Raw genomic sequence first — 17,063 nt, 5'->3', positions numbered from 1 at the left:
CAAATGAATAAATCAATGTGCCTATTTGCAAAATGAGAGACAATTCAGTAAAATAAACTCAAATACAGTAAGTGCTTTCAATGTAAACTTTTTAAAAAGACAAAAAAAAGTTTACTCCCTTAAAGAGTAAACCATTAATTGAATAAATTTATTCTAAGAAATCTTTCAACCGTTTGCTCCGGCTTGGATGACGTAATTTCCGCAATGCTTTCGCTTCAATTTGACGAATTCGCTCGCGGGTTACTCCAAAGACTTTCCCTACTTCTTCTAGTGTACGAGTCCGGCCATCATCCAATCCAAAACGCAGGCGAAGGACGTTTTCTTCCCTGTCTGTCAAAGTATCGAGAACGTCTTCTAATTGCTCTTTTAATAATTCATACGCAGCATGTTCAGAAGGAGACGTTGCATCTTGGTCTTCTATGAAATCACCAAGATGAGAATCATCTTCTTCACCAATTGGTGTTTCCAATGAAACAGGCTCTTGAGCAATCTTTAGAATTTCCCTTACTTTATCCGGGGTTAAATCCATATCTTCTCCAATTTCTTCTGGTGTTGGTTCACGTCCAAGATCCTGTAGTAATTGACGTTGAACACGGATAAGTTTGTTAATTGTTTCAACCATATGAACAGGGATACGAATGGTTCGGGCTTGGTCCGCAATTGCCCTTGTGATAGCTTGGCGAATCCACCAGGTTGCATAGGTACTAAACTTAAAGCCTTTACGATAATCGAATTTTTCAACTGCTTTAATTAGACCCATATTTCCTTCTTGAATCAGGTCTAGAAATAGCATACCGCGACCTACATAGCGCTTTGCAATACTTACGACTAGACGTAGGTTTGCTTCAGCCAAACGGCGCTTCGCTTCCTCGTCACCTTCTTCAATACGGTTGGCGAGTTTAATCTCTTCTTCACCAGAAAGTAAGTCAACGCGACCAATCTCTTTTAAATACATACGAACTGGGTCATTAATCTTAACACCTGGAGGAACGCTAAGATCATTTAAATCAAATTCTTCGTCGTCCCCTTTTGATAATTGTTTACTATTTGGAGCTTCCTCACTATCGCCTACTAATTCAATACCTTGATCTCCCAGGAATTCATAAAACTCATCCATTTGATCAGATTCTAAATCAAAATTAGCCATCTTTTCGGCAATGTCATCATAGGCAAGGACACCAACTTTTTTTCCTAATTCAGTTAACTGATCCTTTACTTGTTCAAAGGTCAGTTCATTCTCGGCCTCTTTTGAACGGGCTGATTTTTCAGCAGCCATATGTCCTCCTCCTTCCAGAATCAAAGACACTAAAATGGAATCTATAACGATTTACGCAATTGAATAATTTCAATACCAATTGCAGCAGCTCTACTAAATTCACCATGTCGCTCTGCTTCTTTTTGTTCCACTTCTTTTTCTTTTATCTTTAGCATTTTTTGATAATTCAACACCTGTTTGATATAATCAGTTAATTCTTGGTCACTTAATTCATCATTAATGGACATCATTTCAATATTTGCAACTATTCTTCTAAGATTTTCATCTTGAATATAGGTTAAAAACGCACTAGAATCAGGTTCTAAGTGATCTTCATAAAATCCTAACAGATATGTTATTATTGCCTGATGTTCATCCATATTAAACGTGTTTTGCTGTAATAAATCCTGAACCTTGTAAGCAACATCACGATTTTTTAGCATATGTGCAATTAAACGCCTCTCAGCAGTATAATGTGCGGGCTTTAACTCGTTCACCTGCTTAACAATTTTCAATGGTGGTTTATTACTTGTTTCAGTCTTTCCGTTGGATTTTCTTTTTTCTTCGAAGAAGATTTGTTTTTGCTGCTGTTTTAAAGCATCCAACGAAAGTGAAAATTCACCAGCGAGCTGCCGCAAGTAATGATCTCTTTCAACAGCCTTATTTAATTTGCTGATTTCTTTAATTATTTGTTCGATATACGCAAGCCGATCTCCTTCAATTTGAAGATTTTTTCCTCTTCTAAAGTAAAGAAATTTAAAACCCATCCAGGTTGAGCTTGCACCAATTACTTCATTGCGAAATTTTTCAGAGCCATTTTTTTTTATATATTCATCAGGATCCATTCCATCTGGCATCATAGCCACCTTGATTTGGAAACCCGCATCATTTAAGTGACTACCTGCTCGATAGGCCGCTTCAATCCCAGGCTTATCAGAATCATAGCAAATTGTTATGGATTGAACGCTTTGACGTAATAGGGCTATATGTTCATCAGTCAAAGAAGTTCCCATTGTGGCAATACCATTCTCTACACCAGATCGATCTGCTGCAATACAATCGGCAAATCCCTCAAACAAAACAGCATGTTGCAACTTTTTTATACTTGATTTAGCTAAATGATAATTGTATAGAATTTTACTTTTATTAAAGATTGCGGTTTCGGGACTATTTAAATATTTGGGCTCATCGGCCCCAAGTGACCTCCCTGAAAATGCAATCGTATTACCATTTCGGTCGGAAATTGGAAACATGATTCGATCTCTAAATCGATCAAAATATGTCCCGTCTCTTTCCCGCTGGATAATTAGTCCGGCTTTTTCCATCCATTCAGGTGAAAAATCCCTTTTAGATAGGAACTTATAAACAAAATCCCATGAATTTAATGAATACCCAATTTGAAACTTATCAATCGATTCCCTTGAAAAACCTCTATCTAATAAATACTCTAATGCGTGCTGACCTTCCTTTGTATTTACTAGTAAGTGATGATAAAATTTTCTTAATAACTCATGGGCATCGAGCATAGATTGAAATTCTTTGGAAACCTTCTTCTCTCCAGAAACCGTAGACCTTTTAATATCGAGATCAATATTAACTCTCGCAGCTAATTTAATGGCTGCTTCCTGGAACGACATACCTTCAAGTTCCATTAAGAAAGAAAAAACATTTCCACCTGCTCCACATCCAAAACAATGGTAAATTTGTTTATCAGGCGATACTGAAAATGAAGGGGTGCTTTCACCATGGAAAGGACATAGTCCGAAGTAATTTCGCCCCTGCTTTTTCAGTTGAACATAATCGCTGATTATTTCGACAATATCAACAGCTTGACGAACTTGATCAATCTTTTCTTCGGCAATACGGTCTGCCATGTGAACATCTCCATTTGTACTAACAGGTATTCGGCAGGCAATCTTTAAATTCCTGCAAATTTCGACAAAATTTTTGTTAATTCTGCCGTAAAACTTTATATTGCATTCTCCTTAAATAACACTCCCTTTGGAGATAAAATTATGTAGAATAGTTCATGTCATGGTAATTTCAGGAAGCAATAAGTCAAAATTCTTCTGAAAAATCAGAAGCTATTTCGACAATTTCCTCATTAACCAGTCATGAATCTTATCCACTTAAATCTTGGAATGCTTTTGCATAAGTATTAATTCTACATCTCTCCGCATATTCCTTCTTAAAAGTGATAACTTTTACAAAAAGGTTTTATGTCGAATTTTTTTTAGGGGGTTTCCTTGACATCTAACAATAAATAGTTTATTCGTTCACAGGCAACTCTAAACCTAAAAAGATATATTTTTATCACAATTTTTTATTATAGTACAATCATTATCATTTTACCATAATTATTTTGTATTATTTGTTTAGTTTTTTTCATAAAAAAGCACATAATCAATTGATTATGCGCTTACGGTCTACCTTTTTGAATATAATTTAAAATAACGTTCGCTGTTTCCTCAACAGCTTTATTGGTCACATCAATAACAGGGCAGTTAATTTTTGAAACTAATTTTTCAAAAAAGGTTAATTCATCTTTTATCCGTTCAATATTCGCATAACTAGCCTCGTCATTTAATCCTAGGGACCGTAATCGTTCACGTCTAATATTATTTAACTTTTCAGGGCTAATTTTTAGACCAAAGCATTTTTCAATAGGAACCTTAAAAAGTTCTTCTGGTGGATCGACCTCAGGCACAAGGGGAACATTTGCCACTTTTAAGCGTTTATGGGCCAAGTATTGAGATAGTGGAGTTTTAGAGGTTCTTGAAACACCAATTAATACTATATCAGCCTTTAAAATTCCTCTTGGGTCTCGGCCATCGTCATATTTAACGGCGAATTCAATCGCCTCAATTTTTTTAAAATAATCCTCGTCCAGCTTTCTGACAAGTCCAGGCTCACATAATGGAGTTTTTCCGCTATAAAGTTGAATTTGATCCATAATAGGCCCGATAAGATCTACAGCAATGATTCCTTCCTCTTCCGCACGTTTCTGCATATATGTACGCATGTCCGGTTTAACTAGTGTAAAGGCAATCATTCCCTTATCAAGAGAAACAAGTGAGATGACTTCATCAATATGTTCCCTGTCTTCCACGTAGGGAAATCTTTTTAATGTCATACCAGAACCATTAAATTGGGTTATTGCCGCTTTGGTCACTAATTCTGCTGTTTCTCCAACCGAATCAGACACTACATAAATAATTGGTAAACTCATTCTCCTCCAACAGCTCCTCTATTCAAGTTATCTAACCTTATTCATCCCCTAATGCAACAAAAGCTTTTGTAATATTCGTTTTCGTTATTCTGCCAATTACTTCAAAACCCTTGTCAGATCTTTTCACTACTGGAAGAGCATCGATTTGTTTTTCAATTAATTTCTTGGCAATATCAATCAGTAGATCTTCCCGCTCACACATTGTAATATTAGGCATCCTGGTCATAATAATATTGACAGGTATACTTGCAAGTTCCTGCTTCCCAATACTCGCTCTAAGCAAGTCCTTTCTAGAAAGAACACCTACTAAAAGAGTGCTTTGATCAACTACAAATAATGTTCCCACATCTTCAAGAAACATTGTACAAATAGCATCGTATACCGAAACATTCTCATTCACTACAACAGGAATGGATTGATAATCCTTCACATAAATTTTTTGAAGGTTTTCTGTTAATAATTGGGCTCCCGATTTTCCCGTATAAAAATAGCCCACACGTGGTCTGGCATCAAGGAAACCAGCCATCGTTAGTATGGCAAGATCCGGTCTTAAGGTTGCTCTGGTCAAACTTAATTGATCCGCGATGTGCTCTCCTGTTATCGGCCCATTTTCCTTTACTATTTGTAGAATATGTTCCTGGCGTTTTGTCAGTTCGATTGTCCTCACCACCCTTAATATGGATTAATATGGATTCCTAATGAACCCTATTCCTATGATAACGTTATACTTTAATAGAAATATTATATACTAATTATCTTAAAGGCGGAAGCATCCCTTTCATGATAAAAAGGTGTGGTTTCCCACACCTTTAGGTTTGCATATATTAAAATACCATTTTCTCCTGAAGGAAGCTGACAAGATCCGCGATTGGGATTCTTGTTTGCACCATGGTATCACGGTCTCTTACTGTTACCATTTGATCTTCTTTTGAGTCAAAATCATAGGTAATACAGAACGGTGTTCCGATTTCATCATGGCGGCGGTAGCGTTTACCGATAGAACCAGCCTCGTCATAATCAACAGTAAAGTATTTAGATAATGTAGCAAAAACTTCCTTTGCCTCATCAGATAACTTCTTGGATAACGGAAGAATGGCTGCCTTAAACGGTGCTAGTGCAGGATGAAAATGCATAACTGTTCTGGAAGTACCATCTTCAAGCTCTTCTTCTTCATATGCATCAATTAAAAATGCCAATGTAACGCGGTCCGCACCGAGTGATGGTTCGATACAGTAAGGAACATACTTTTCATTCGTTTCCGGATCAAGGTAATGGAAATCCTCACCCGAAAATTCCATATGTTGCTTCAAATCATAATCTGTTCTGGAAGCAACACCCCAAAGCTCACCCCAGCCAAATGGAAACTTATATTCAAAATCGGTCGTTGCATTACTATAGTGAGAAAGTTCATCTTCAGAATGGTCACGCAGTCTTAAATTTTCTTTTGTAAGACCTAAAGAACCTAACCAGCCTTCAGCGAAATTCTTCCAATAATCAAACCATGTGAGCTCTTCTCCTGGTTTACAGAAAAATTCAAGCTCCATTTGTTCGAACTCACGTGTACGGAATGTAAAATTACCTGGTGTAATTTCGTTACGGAAACTTTTTCCAATTTGAGCGATACCAAATGGTAATTTCTTTCTCATTGTACGTTGTACATTTTTAAAGTTCACAAAAATTCCTTGAGCTGTTTCAGGTCGAAGGAAAATCTCATTGGTGCTTGACTCAGTAACACCTTGGAAGGTTTTAAACATAAGATTAAACTGTCGGATTCCTGTGAAATCATGACTTCCACAATCCGGACATGCTATATTATGTTCTTTGACAAGCTCTTCCATCTTCTCAAACGGTAAGCCATCAACAACCATTTCAATACCTTTTGCATCGAGAGCATTTTCGATTAATTTATCTGCGCGGTGACGCGCTTTACAGTTTTTACAATCAATCATTGGATCATTAAAGTTTCCAATGTGTCCAGACGCTTCCCATGTTCTTGGATTCATCAGAATACTCGCGTCCAAGCCCACATTGTAAGGGGACTCCTGAACAAATTTCTTCCACCATGCCTGTTTGATATTGTTTTTGAACTCAACACCTAATGGACCGTAATCCCATGTGTTTGCAAGGCCACCATAAATCTCTGACCCCGGAAAAATAAATCCTCTGTGCTTTGCATGTGCAACAATTTGCTCCATCGTTACATTACTCATTTTTATTGCTCCTTTTCTAAAAAATTTCTAGCTATAGTGCCTTTAAAACAGGGGGTGCCTATTCCAGCAAATAAAAAAACTCCCACCCCTATGCTTATTAGCATAGGGACGAGAGTTACCCGCGGTTCCACCCTATTTGCTGCTTGTAATAGCAGCCTCCTTAAATGTGCCTAATCAACACAAAATTGCTCAGGAACGCCTTCATTAGTGCCCTATACCCTAGCTCTCACCATCCTAGGTTCGCTTTTATAGAGAGAGAAATCTAATTACTCTTTTCCGTCAATGCAAATATTTTATTATCCAAAATATTAACCAAAACTTCTGCTATTGTCAATATAGCTATCATAAGAGATTACGAAATTGATCCATGGAGTTAAGAAATTTCTTTGTTTTTAAGTGCAGTCCGGAGTACTCTTCATAATATGCGTCAATCACATTTTTTAGTTCGGCCTTCGTTTCTGCTTTAACAGATATATTTCCTAGTCTAGAAAGATCAAAATAATAAAATAGCCTTAATAATTTAACTGTAGCTGGTGATAATTTATAATGGTATCGATCTTTTTCTAAACATCTGTGACAAATAAAGCCGCCTTCCCGAATGGAAAAAGAAAAATGTCCGTCTGTACTCCCGCAAACGGAACATTGATTCAAGACTGGATATAAGCCCATTACATTTAACATTTTCATTTCATAGATATTCATCAGAATATCAGGTTCATAGCCTTCGTTCATGTAGTTCAATGTTTGGAGAAGCAATTCAAAATGAAAAGGGTTTGGTTTTTTTTCATCGGTGCATTTATCAGTTAATTCAACAATATAACTCGCATACGCAGTTAAGAATATATCTTCACCAATTGACCTTAAGGAAGTAGCAATCTCCCCCTGTTGGAGACTGCCTAATCCAGATCCTCTTTGTACCAAAAAATAACCATGTGTAAAAAGCTGGGTAACGGAAGAAAGGCGGCTGTTGGGCTTTTTAGCGCCTCTCGCCATAACACCTATCTTCCCCCATTCCCTTGTAAATATTGTTATTATTTTATTGGTTTCACCATAATCTGTCGTTCTAATGACGATGCCTTCACACTTTTGAAGCATAAATGTCACCTTCTAAAGTAGTACGAAGACAAACTTATGAAACGGGAAAATCGATTTGTGCTAGCTCTTCATTCAGATTTCCGGGTATTTCTTGGTTTTCCTTCTCAAGCTCTTTGAAGAGAAGATATGTGTCAATATTACCTGTTTGGAGGAATACTTTCCACGTAAAATCCATCATCGAAAACCCCACCTTTCAATATTTAGACTAGCTTTAATTCAATCCCAAACCTTACATTTATCATAGCCTGCCTGCGCAAAAATCATAAGACGAAAAAATTGTTAATGTTGTCCATGCATAATTTGATCTATATCGTAATATTTTAGTTAGGGTTATTGTCTCAATATTCATCTTCGTTAAAGCCATAATCACGAAGCTGGGACATTTTGTTACGCCAATCTTTTTGAACTTTTACCCATAACTCTAGGAAAACCTTAGATCCAAGAAGATTTTCAATATCTACCCTGGCACGCTTTCCAATTTCTTTTAACATGCTTCCTTGTTTTCCGATAATAATACCTTTTTGTGAATCTCTCTCCACAATTACAGTTGCCATAACATGAATGATATCCTTGCCCTCTTTACGCTCCATTTTGTCTAAAACAACAGCCAAAGAGTGAGGGATTTCTTCTCTTGTTAAATGCAATGCTTTTTCCCTAATGAGCTCTGTTATGATAAACCGCTCTGGATGATCTGTTACTTGGTCAGCTGGATAATACTGTGGTCCCTCTGGTAAGAATGATTTAATTTGATCAAGAAGACGCTCCACATTATTTCCTTCAAGAGCAGATATTGGGACAATTTCTTTGAACGCGTACTTTTCTTTATAAGACTGTATAATTGGCAATAAATCATCTGGATGAATCTGATCAATTTTATTTATTACAAGAAAGATTGGAGTATTAACTGTTTGGAACTTTTCAAGAATAAATTCTTCACCCCTGCCAAATCCTTCTTCGGCGTTTACCATAAATAATACTAAATCAACTTCTTTTAGTGTATTTTGTGCAACCTTCATCATAAAGTCGCCTAATTTATGTTTTGGTTTATGGATCCCTGGTGTATCAATAAAAATCATTTGAGAATCATTAAGCGTTAGCACACCTTGAATCTTGTTCCGTGTGGTTTGGGGCTTATCACTCATTATAGCAATTTTTTGTCCAATCACTCGATTTAGAAAGGTTGATTTCCCAACATTGGGGCGCCCAATAATGGAGATAAATCCTGATTTGTATCCGTTTCCATTCCCATTATTCTGCATGTAAATCCTCCGGAGAAAAGGCACCAGGCAATAATTCTTCGACTGTAATTTCCTGAATATCCCCTTTTAGGTTCGTTAATACAACTTTCATGTCTCTTGGACAAAGTTCAGATATTACTTGTCTACACGCTCCACAAGGAGAACATGGACGTTCTGTATCGGCAACAACGGCGAGCAATTGAAAATTCCGATCACCTTCGGAATAGGCTTTAAATAAAGCTGTGCGTTCTGCGCAGTTGCACATGCTATATGCGGCATTTTCAATATTACAACCATGATATACTTTTCCATCTGTTGTTAATAAGGCTGCTCCAACTCCAAATTTGGAATACGGAACATAAGCTTTATCTCTTGCTTTTTTTGCTTCTTCAATTAATTGTTCGATGTTCACTAGCTCTTCTTCCCTTCCAGCAGGTTTCTGCTGTTCCTTTATTTTACATTAAAAACGAGAGAAAATCATTACTTGTAGCGAAAAAGTAATATAAAATTTTTAAAAATTAGAATTTTCTCATAACTCAACTTGTCTAGTAATGAAAGTTGGTAATTCATTTTACCGAATTCCCCGCACCATTTCAAATACATTTAAAATGTTTAATAAATACCTACTTGAATAGCTTAAATATGTATGGAATAAAAATGATACTTCCAACGATCACTGCAAGAACTGCGTAAAGGAATACAGCCCCTGCCGCTATATCCTTTGCTTGTTTTGCGAGAGGGTGGTATTCCTTCGTTACGAGATCCACCACTCTTTCAATAGCAGTATTTATTAACTCTAAGGAGAACATGCCGCCAATAGCGAAAAGAATGACTATCCATTCCATTTTTGTTATTGAAAAGTATATGGAAAAGAGAAAGACCACTATCGAGCTGATCAAATGAATCCTCATATTCCTCTCTGAAAGTAGCGCGGTAAGGATCCCTGCAACAGCAAAAGAAAATGACCCCAGCAGTGGTTTTGACTTTCTTTTATCTTGTAAGTCCATACTCGTTAAAAATTTCCTTTTGCAATGTAAACATTTCTTTTTCTTCCTCTTCAGTCATATGATCATATCCTAAGAGATGCAAAAATCCATGTATCGCTAAAAAACCTAACTCTCTTTGAAATGAATGACCATACTCTTCCGCCTGTTCCCTTGTTTTAGGGACAGAGATGATAATATCTCCTAAGACTCGAGGCATATCCACACCCTTTAGCTCCACTTCACCTTCACCTAGTTCTTCCATAGCAAAAGAAATAACGTCTGTTGGAGTGTCCTTATCGCGGTACTCTCGGTTTATTTCATGAATTCTTTCATTTGTAACGTAGGTTACAGACACTTCACTATGTTCTTCAATATTTAGTTTCTTAGCGGCAAACGCTAATATCCTTTCCACATCAAGCATATGTTCTTCAGATAATTCATTCGTCTCGTCAGCACAATCAATTAGTAAAGTCATGCTTCTTTCACCTTCTTCTTTGTCATTTCTGGATATTCAATCCTTGAGTGAAATATCCCTTTAAGTGTTTCACATAACGTATGGGAGACTGTCTCAATTTCTTTTAACGTTATATCACATTCATTTAACTGACCATCTTGAAGCCTGTCTGCAACAATTTTCTTAACGAGTGATTCTATTAATTCTGGCGTAGGTTTCGACAATGAGCGAACAGCGGCCTCTACACTATCTGCAATCCCTACAACTGCGGATTCTTTTGTTTGTGCCTTCGGGCCAGGATAACGGTAATCATCTTCCTTTATAGCTGTCTCATCTTGAAGTGCCTTATGATAAAAGAATTTTAATAGGGTTGTTCCATGGTGTTGTTCTGCGATATCGACAATTTCTTTTGGCATATGATGTTTTCTCAGTATATGAGAGCCATCAGTGACATGCGCAATAATAATATTTGCACTTTTATCCGGCGGTAGACGGTCATGAGGATTTTCTAAATGCATTTGATTTTCTATGAAAAAGTTTGGTCTTTTCGTCTTACCGATATCATGATAATAACTTCCTACTCTTGCTAAAAGCCCATTCGCTCCTATCGCTTCACATGCCGATTCAGCTAAGTTGGCCACCATCACACTGTGATGATATGTACCAGGCGCTTCCATTAGGATTTTCCTGAGCAGTGGATGATTGGGATTAGAAAGTTCAATCAGCCTCATTGTTGATAAAATTCCAAAACTAGCTTCAAAAAAAGGTAATAATCCTATGGTCAATACCGCAGAACCAATTCCTGAAACAAGAGCTGTAATGAAGTAATTCCCATATTCAACCCCAGAATACTGACCATTAGGTAGAAACATTAACGCCAAAATAGTTAGAAGATTGATCAGTGCAGCAAAGGTACCTGCCTGTAAAATTTTCGAACGTTGATTTTTTTTGCTTAAAAATAAAATCCCCGCAATAGCACTAAACAAAATGTAAATGCCTTCAGAAAAGTTTAGCGTTCCTGCCATTCCCTCATTAAAAAGGATACTGCCGCAAATCGCCATAATAATGGACATAAAAATCGCAAGCTTCTCGTCAATTAGAATCTTTATTAGCATGCCCCCCATCGCAGCAGGAAATATATAGCCAATACCCCCAAAATTAAATATTTGAAGCATGCTTATTATTTTCATAATAAAGATGGAGAGAATAAAGATAATCCCAAATAACAGCAGGTAGGTCTGCCTTTTCTCAGGCAACGATTTCATTTGATAAAAATAATAGTAAATGGCAGAAAGAATAATGGTGACAAGCACTATCAATCCAATAAACGGTTTAAACGATTTTTCTGTGCTTAAAAGTCCTGCCAGCTTAAGTTGACGATAGATATCTTGCGTAATTAATTCCCCTTCTTCAACAATAACCTGACCTTGTAAAATTTTTACAGGTTCTACACTTTCAACTGCTTGATTTCGCAGCTCTTCTGTTGCTGTTGGGTCATAAAATTCATTTTGAATAATGGCATACCTACCAAGCTCAATCGAGGCCATTCTTAGGTTTTCACTAAGTGTTGTATATTTTAACTCCTCTTCCACTCTCTTTTTTGCATTTTCTACTTCATCTGCAGAGATCCTTTTAGTCATAACATTGTTAATGGCTGTCACTGTCATATCTCTTGCAATAGATAGATCCTCATTATTCGCTTGCACTAATGCAGTTAGAACTTGAGTAGAGAGATCCTTTGAAGCACTAGACGTTAATTTTGCTTTTAATCTTGTTACTTTATCCTCCGTACTTGGCTCTTCTTTAATAGGAGTATCTTCTGTTGCCTGTTCAGCTAGCTTTTTTAATTCCTCTTTCATTTCATTATTTACATCAATTGCTGATTGAAAAATGGAGGTAATTAAATCCACTCTATTTTGAGTATATTCTTTTTTTAATGTGTAAACGTCTTGTACCTGGTCAAGTGCATCTTTGCGTTTATTTTCGGTACTTTTTTTATCCTCTACTGTCCCAGGGGAACGAATGGTTTTTTCAGCAACAGAAAATAAGCTTAATTCTAACTTTTCCGGCTTAACATTACTGTACATTGCTGAAAAAAGGACAGAGCCTAATACAAAGAAAAAAAGCAAGCGAAAAAAAGTAATATCGAGCAGCTTTCGGATACGTATAAAGTGTTGCTGTATTTTGTCCAATTAACTCCCCCCGACCACACCATAAAAAATGCTTTGTAATTCCACAAAAAAATACAAATTACTACTTACACGTGTGCTTTATGTAAAATGATAACAGTTTTTCTGGCAACTTTCACGTTTAATGAAAAAAAAGAGGATAACCCCATATGGTTTATCCCCTTGCTTACTTTTGATTAACTATCTTTTCATAGGCTTGAATGATCTTACCAACTAACGGATGGCGAACAACATCACTTTGTTCTAAAAACACAAAGGAAATACCATTTACATTTTGTAATATCTCTTCTGCAACAATTAGGCCAGATTTAGCACCCTTTGGCAGGTCAATTTGGGTTCGGTCACCTGTAATTACCATTTTGGAACCAAAACCAAGTCTAGTCAAAAACATCTTCATTTGTGCATGAGTTGTATTTTGCGCCTCATCCAATATAACAAATGCGTCGTCCAATGTGCGGCCCCTCATGTATGCTAATGGAGCTATTTCAATGGTTCCCCGTTCAATTAATCTTTGAGTATGCTCCACGCCTAATATATCATTAAGAGCATCGTACAAGGGCCTCAAATAAGGGTCAACCTTTTCCTTTAAGTCCCCAGGTAGGAAGCCAAGACTTTCTCCTGCCTCAACAGCAGGTCTTGTTAGAATGATTTTATTGACGTTCCCATTTCGAAGCGCGTTAACAGCCATAACTACGGCTAAATAGGTTTTCCCGGTCCCAGCCGGTCCAATCCCGAAAACAAGGTCATTTTTCTTAATAGCTTGTACATATTGTCTTTGTCCAAGCGTTTTAATTCTAATGGTTTTACCTTTAACGTTTTTTCCAATTTCTTCGTCATATAAATTAACAAAATAATCAAGCGTTCCTTTGTTCGCCATTTCAATGGCGTATAAAACATCTCTTTGGCTGATGTTAATACCCTTACGAATAACAAAGATTAATCTGTCAATAATTTCTCCAGCCATCGTGACCTTCTCTTCATCACCTGACAAGCTTACAGATTCTCCTCTTGTAATAATGGATACACCAAGCTCTTGTTCAATGGTTTTTAAGTTTTGATCTGAATTACCGAGAAGCGTAATAGCCTCTGCCGGATTTTCTAACTGAACATTTATAGTAGTTAATTTTTCTGTCATTCAGGAGTCTCCTTGGAAATTGGTTGTCCGACCGCAATGTTTTCAATTATCTTAAAATGGATATCTAGTATAACTTTACCATTTTCATTTGCCTTGTGTAAAATTTTTTCATCTTTTATAATAGCATCTTCATCTAAGTGACTTTTTATTTCTTTTTTTGCCATTTCTAACGCAATTTCCTCAGCCTGTTTAACCGAGTAGGTTCGAGTAATTTCCTCCCGTTCACGCAACGTTGTATTTACGTAAGAAATCGGTAATTCCCATTTTAAAAAATGGATTTTATGAGTATTCTCCTCTGTTTCATATTCCCTAAACTCCGGCTTTCCAAACCCCCAAATAGGCACTTTCATATTCCAAAGCAAAAGAGAGTGTTTTTGTTTTTCCTTACCATTATATACCTTAAAGTTACTGACTAACGGCAACTCAACGTGGCTCTTATACCAGGTTTCACCCCAAACTTCCCCTTTTGCTGCCACCAATTTAGGACTCTCTTCCTGTCCAAACGCACCAGAAACGAGGAGTTGTCCTGCTTCTACATGATCATGAATGTCTACAGCCTTTTGGCCTTCTTCAATAAACATTTTTACAATAATAGCCTTCTTTTTAGCAATTAAATTTTGGGGTGATAGAACCTCAGGTTTTTGGGGGTCATTTTTTTCAACTACTTGAAGATGATAGGTTGTCCCTTTTAGTTCCACACCGACCCAAGTTAACGCACCAATATTATTTGTTAATTTTCTTTGAATCCCTTCCACATTATCTACAAAAAACTGGACCTTGCCTATTTTCACCCCCATCTTGTCCAATTCTTTGCGTATTTGATACTCCGTAGCTGGTTTTGCACCTTTAATCTCAATTCCCCAAATGACATTTGACAGAAGAAATATAAGGAGTAAAAAAGTAGCTGCTCCAATTAAAAAGCCGCTATTCTTTAACAATCTCCTTAATAGAAATGGCGCACCATTTCTCTGTAAAAAAGAAATTGTACATTCACTTTTCCTGGCAAATTTTCTGATTCGGAGAGCATCCTGAAGTCTCATCTTAAATGTTATGGTCTCAGTACCATGACGTTTTACATTCCAAACATGTAGACCATTTCTTATTAACACATTTATAAACCGCTCAAGCCCCTTTCCTGAGACTCTAACGGTAACCCTGCCATAAAAAAATTCTATCCACTGGTTCTTCATTTTGTACCTCCCGGGTTATCTGTTATATAGGTCACCTGATCAATTTTTCCTTGGAGTAAAATTTCTTCAGGTAAGATCGTTTTAATAACAAAAGATTTGCCTTTTATTATTAATTGACCTTGCTTTAACAACAATCGGAGTTCTTTATCAGAAAATGCCAGAAGGCCGCGATGGTTTTCTATATATATATGAATTTGTCCTATCATGGTTATTCGCGGCAAATCCATCATGACATCTTGAGGAAGATCCATTTTATTAGCCATCCAGTTTCGAACCCGCCCGGCCCATTTTTTTGCCATAAAAAAAGAACCCCCTTTCATCTCATATTTATGAAAAGAAAGGGGGTTCTAGCACATTTTTTTCTATTTAGATTCATATGTTGCTTTAATCTGATCCAATTATCTTCTTTTTGAAAAATAAGGTCTTTTTGCGCGCGGTTCGCCAAGAATTTCCGACCAAATGATTCCATTAACAATCGTATTAGCATCTGGGTTTTCTAACGCAACAGGTATAGTCGTTTCCTCATGGTTAACTTTCGTAGTAGGGGCTATCACTCGTTCAGCCTGTTGCCGAGTTACTGCCATTCTAGTACGACTAGCTTCTGACTCTTGCCTCACTTGAACATATTCATTTTCAAGATCTTTTATTACGTTTTGCGGCACTTCTGTATGAGTCTTCGTTTCAGCGGAGAAGGTTTCTCTTGGTTTTTCATTGGTATATTCATCAAAAAGCGTTCGAATATCTTTCATGTTACCTACGGAAAAAGGCTTATTTCGTGACTTTCCTTGGGTGCTTTTTGTTTTACCAAAGATTGTTGAGATCACGCCGGCAATGATTAAGAATAGTATCGTTTCCAAATCCTACCCTCCTTTTTTTAATTAAAGGCTCTGTTAAACTAGCCTGTTGATTTCCGCTCCAGGCACTGCGCTTTCCGTGGGTGTTTCGGCGAGCCTCCTCGGCGCATGCGCCTGCGGGGTCTCCCCTGAACCATACTCCCACAGGAGTCTTCGTGCCTTCCTCTCCAATCAACAGGGTGTGAAAATCAACACTTCTCTTTAACACAGCCTAATTAAAGTGGGTTATTGGTCGTCTTTTTTCTCACCTGTTATTTTTCCGATGGATCCTCTCATATCTGTATCAGCAGAAATATTTTTAATGTTCATATAATCCATCACACCGATATTACCAGACTTAAGTGCTTCTGCCATTGCAAGCGGGACTTCTGCTTCTGCTTCCACTACTTTGGCTCTCATTTCCTGAACCTTGGCTTTCATTTCTTGTTCTAGAGCTACTGCCATCGCTCGGCGTTCTTCTGCTTTCGCTTGGGCAATTTTCTTATCCGCTTCTGCCTGTTCTGTTTGAAGTTCAGCACCTATATTCTTACCGATATCAACGTCAGCAATATCGATCGATAAGATTTCAAACGCTGTACCTGCATCAAGTCCTTTGGAAAGGACCGTTTGTGAAATAAGGTCAGGGTTCTCAAGTACCTTACTGTGACTATCTGATGAACCAATTGTAGAGACCACCCCTTCACCAACACGAGCAACGACGGTTTCTTCCCCTGCCCCACCGACTAGACGCTCAATATTGGCACGAACAGTAATTCTTGCCTTCGCTTTAACCTCAATACCATTCATTGCAACACCCGCAATAAATGGTGTTTCAATGACTTTCGGGTTAACGCTCATTTGCACGGCCTCTAGCACATCACGACCTGCAAGATCAATTGCTGCACAACGCTCAAATGATAATTCTATATTTGCCCTGTGGGCAGCTATAAGAGCATTTACGACCCGATCCACATTTCCACCAGCTAGGTAATGACTTTCTAGTTGATTAGTTGAAACATTCAGGCCTGCTTTATGTGCTTTTATAAGTGGGTTAACGACCCTGCTCGGGGTTACCCTTCTTAGCCTCATTCCAACTAATGTAAAAATACTGATTCGAACACCGGCAGCCAGTGCTGATATCCACAGCATAACAGGGACAAATGATAATAATATCCCTAAAAAGATAAGTGCAATAATGACAACAGCAATAATAAAAATTGTTCCACTACCTACAACCATGCTAAATACC

The 17,063-nt window shown here is 37.3% G+C and carries 17 protein-coding genes; all 17 read right to left on the bottom strand.

Features of this window, described 5'->3' with window-relative positions:
• Positions 1-148: 148 nt before the first annotated feature.
• On the bottom strand, positions 149-1,276 hold the full coding sequence (gene rpoD, locus RCG25_RS08020) for an RNA polymerase sigma factor RpoD (protein ID WP_307286736.1): 1,128 nt from the start codon (positions 1,274-1,276) through the stop codon (positions 149-151).
• 41 nt (positions 1,277-1,317) lie between these two features.
• Entirely contained in the window at positions 1,318-3,129 is a 1,812-nt protein-coding gene (dnaG, locus tag RCG25_RS08015; protein WP_308083143.1) for a DNA primase, read from the bottom strand.
• A 545-nt stretch (positions 3,130-3,674) separates the two neighbouring features.
• A complete protein-coding gene (locus RCG25_RS08010; RefSeq protein ID WP_308083142.1) occupies positions 3,675-4,484 on the bottom strand; it encodes a pyruvate, water dikinase regulatory protein in 810 nt (269 codons plus the stop codon).
• A gap of 37 nt (positions 4,485-4,521) precedes the next feature.
• Positions 4,522-5,154: a transcriptional regulator CcpN gene (locus RCG25_RS08005; RefSeq protein WP_308083141.1), complete on the bottom strand. Its 633-nt coding sequence runs from the start codon at positions 5,152-5,154 to the stop codon at positions 4,522-4,524.
• A gap of 154 nt (positions 5,155-5,308) precedes the next feature.
• Entirely contained in the window at positions 5,309-6,694 is a 1,386-nt protein-coding gene (locus RCG25_RS08000) for a glycine--tRNA ligase (RefSeq protein ID WP_308083140.1), read from the bottom strand.
• 342 nt (positions 6,695-7,036) lie between these two features.
• Positions 7,037-7,789 carry a DNA repair protein RecO gene (recO, locus tag RCG25_RS07995; protein ID WP_308083138.1) on the bottom strand — a complete coding sequence of 251 codons (753 nt, stop codon included), beginning with the start codon at positions 7,787-7,789 and terminating at the stop codon, positions 7,037-7,039.
• Positions 7,790-7,823: 34 nt separating this feature from the next.
• On the bottom strand, positions 7,824-7,967 hold the full coding sequence (locus tag RCG25_RS07990) for a YqzL family protein (RefSeq protein WP_024030127.1): 144 nt from the start codon (positions 7,965-7,967) through the stop codon (positions 7,824-7,826).
• 160 nt (positions 7,968-8,127) lie between these two features.
• Positions 8,128-9,048 carry a GTPase Era gene (era, locus tag RCG25_RS07985; RefSeq protein WP_308083137.1) on the bottom strand — a complete coding sequence of 307 codons (921 nt, stop codon included), beginning with the start codon at positions 9,046-9,048 and terminating at the stop codon, positions 8,128-8,130.
• Positions 9,038-9,439 carry a cytidine deaminase gene (locus tag RCG25_RS07980; protein WP_308083136.1) on the bottom strand — a complete coding sequence of 134 codons (402 nt, stop codon included), beginning with the start codon at positions 9,437-9,439 and terminating at the stop codon, positions 9,038-9,040. The genes era and RCG25_RS07980 overlap by 11 nt, the downstream gene beginning before the upstream one ends.
• Before the next feature lie 211 nt (positions 9,440-9,650).
• The gene (locus tag RCG25_RS07975; protein WP_308083135.1) at positions 9,651-10,034 is read right to left on the bottom strand and encodes a diacylglycerol kinase family protein; all 384 of its coding nucleotides are present in this window, start codon (positions 10,032-10,034) and stop codon (positions 9,651-9,653) included.
• Complete coding sequence (gene ybeY / locus RCG25_RS07970; RefSeq protein ID WP_308083134.1) at positions 10,018-10,488, bottom strand: rRNA maturation RNase YbeY; 471 nt, start codon at positions 10,486-10,488, stop codon at positions 10,018-10,020. Before ybeY ends, RCG25_RS07975 begins: the two co-directional genes overlap by 17 nt.
• The gene (locus RCG25_RS07965; RefSeq protein ID WP_308083133.1) at positions 10,485-12,659 is read right to left on the bottom strand and encodes an HD family phosphohydrolase; all 2,175 of its coding nucleotides are present in this window, start codon (positions 12,657-12,659) and stop codon (positions 10,485-10,487) included. The genes ybeY and RCG25_RS07965 overlap by 4 nt, the downstream gene beginning before the upstream one ends.
• A gap of 163 nt (positions 12,660-12,822) precedes the next feature.
• Positions 12,823-13,791: a PhoH family protein gene (locus RCG25_RS07960; RefSeq protein ID WP_308083132.1), complete on the bottom strand. Its 969-nt coding sequence runs from the start codon at positions 13,789-13,791 to the stop codon at positions 12,823-12,825.
• The gene (gene yqfD / locus RCG25_RS07955; RefSeq protein WP_308083131.1) at positions 13,788-14,981 is read right to left on the bottom strand and encodes a sporulation protein YqfD; all 1,194 of its coding nucleotides are present in this window, start codon (positions 14,979-14,981) and stop codon (positions 13,788-13,790) included. Before yqfD ends, RCG25_RS07960 begins: the two co-directional genes overlap by 4 nt.
• Positions 14,978-15,280 carry a sporulation protein YqfC gene (yqfC, locus tag RCG25_RS07950; protein ID WP_308083130.1) on the bottom strand — a complete coding sequence of 101 codons (303 nt, stop codon included), beginning with the start codon at positions 15,278-15,280 and terminating at the stop codon, positions 14,978-14,980. The genes yqfD and yqfC overlap by 4 nt, the downstream gene beginning before the upstream one ends.
• A gap of 99 nt (positions 15,281-15,379) precedes the next feature.
• Complete coding sequence (locus tag RCG25_RS07945; protein ID WP_308083129.1) at positions 15,380-15,838, bottom strand: hypothetical protein; 459 nt, start codon at positions 15,836-15,838, stop codon at positions 15,380-15,382.
• Between the two features lie 222 nt (positions 15,839-16,060).
• Positions 16,061-17,053 carry a flotillin-like protein FloA gene (gene floA / locus RCG25_RS07940; RefSeq protein WP_308083128.1) on the bottom strand — a complete coding sequence of 331 codons (993 nt, stop codon included), beginning with the start codon at positions 17,051-17,053 and terminating at the stop codon, positions 16,061-16,063.
• Positions 17,054-17,063: the final 10 nt, after the last annotated feature.

The sequence above is a fragment of the Neobacillus sp. PS2-9 genome, from assembly GCF_030915525.1.
Taxonomy (GTDB): domain Bacteria; phylum Bacillota; class Bacilli; order Bacillales; family Cytobacillaceae; genus Neobacillus.
This window is presented reverse-complemented; position numbering and strand designations above follow the sequence as displayed.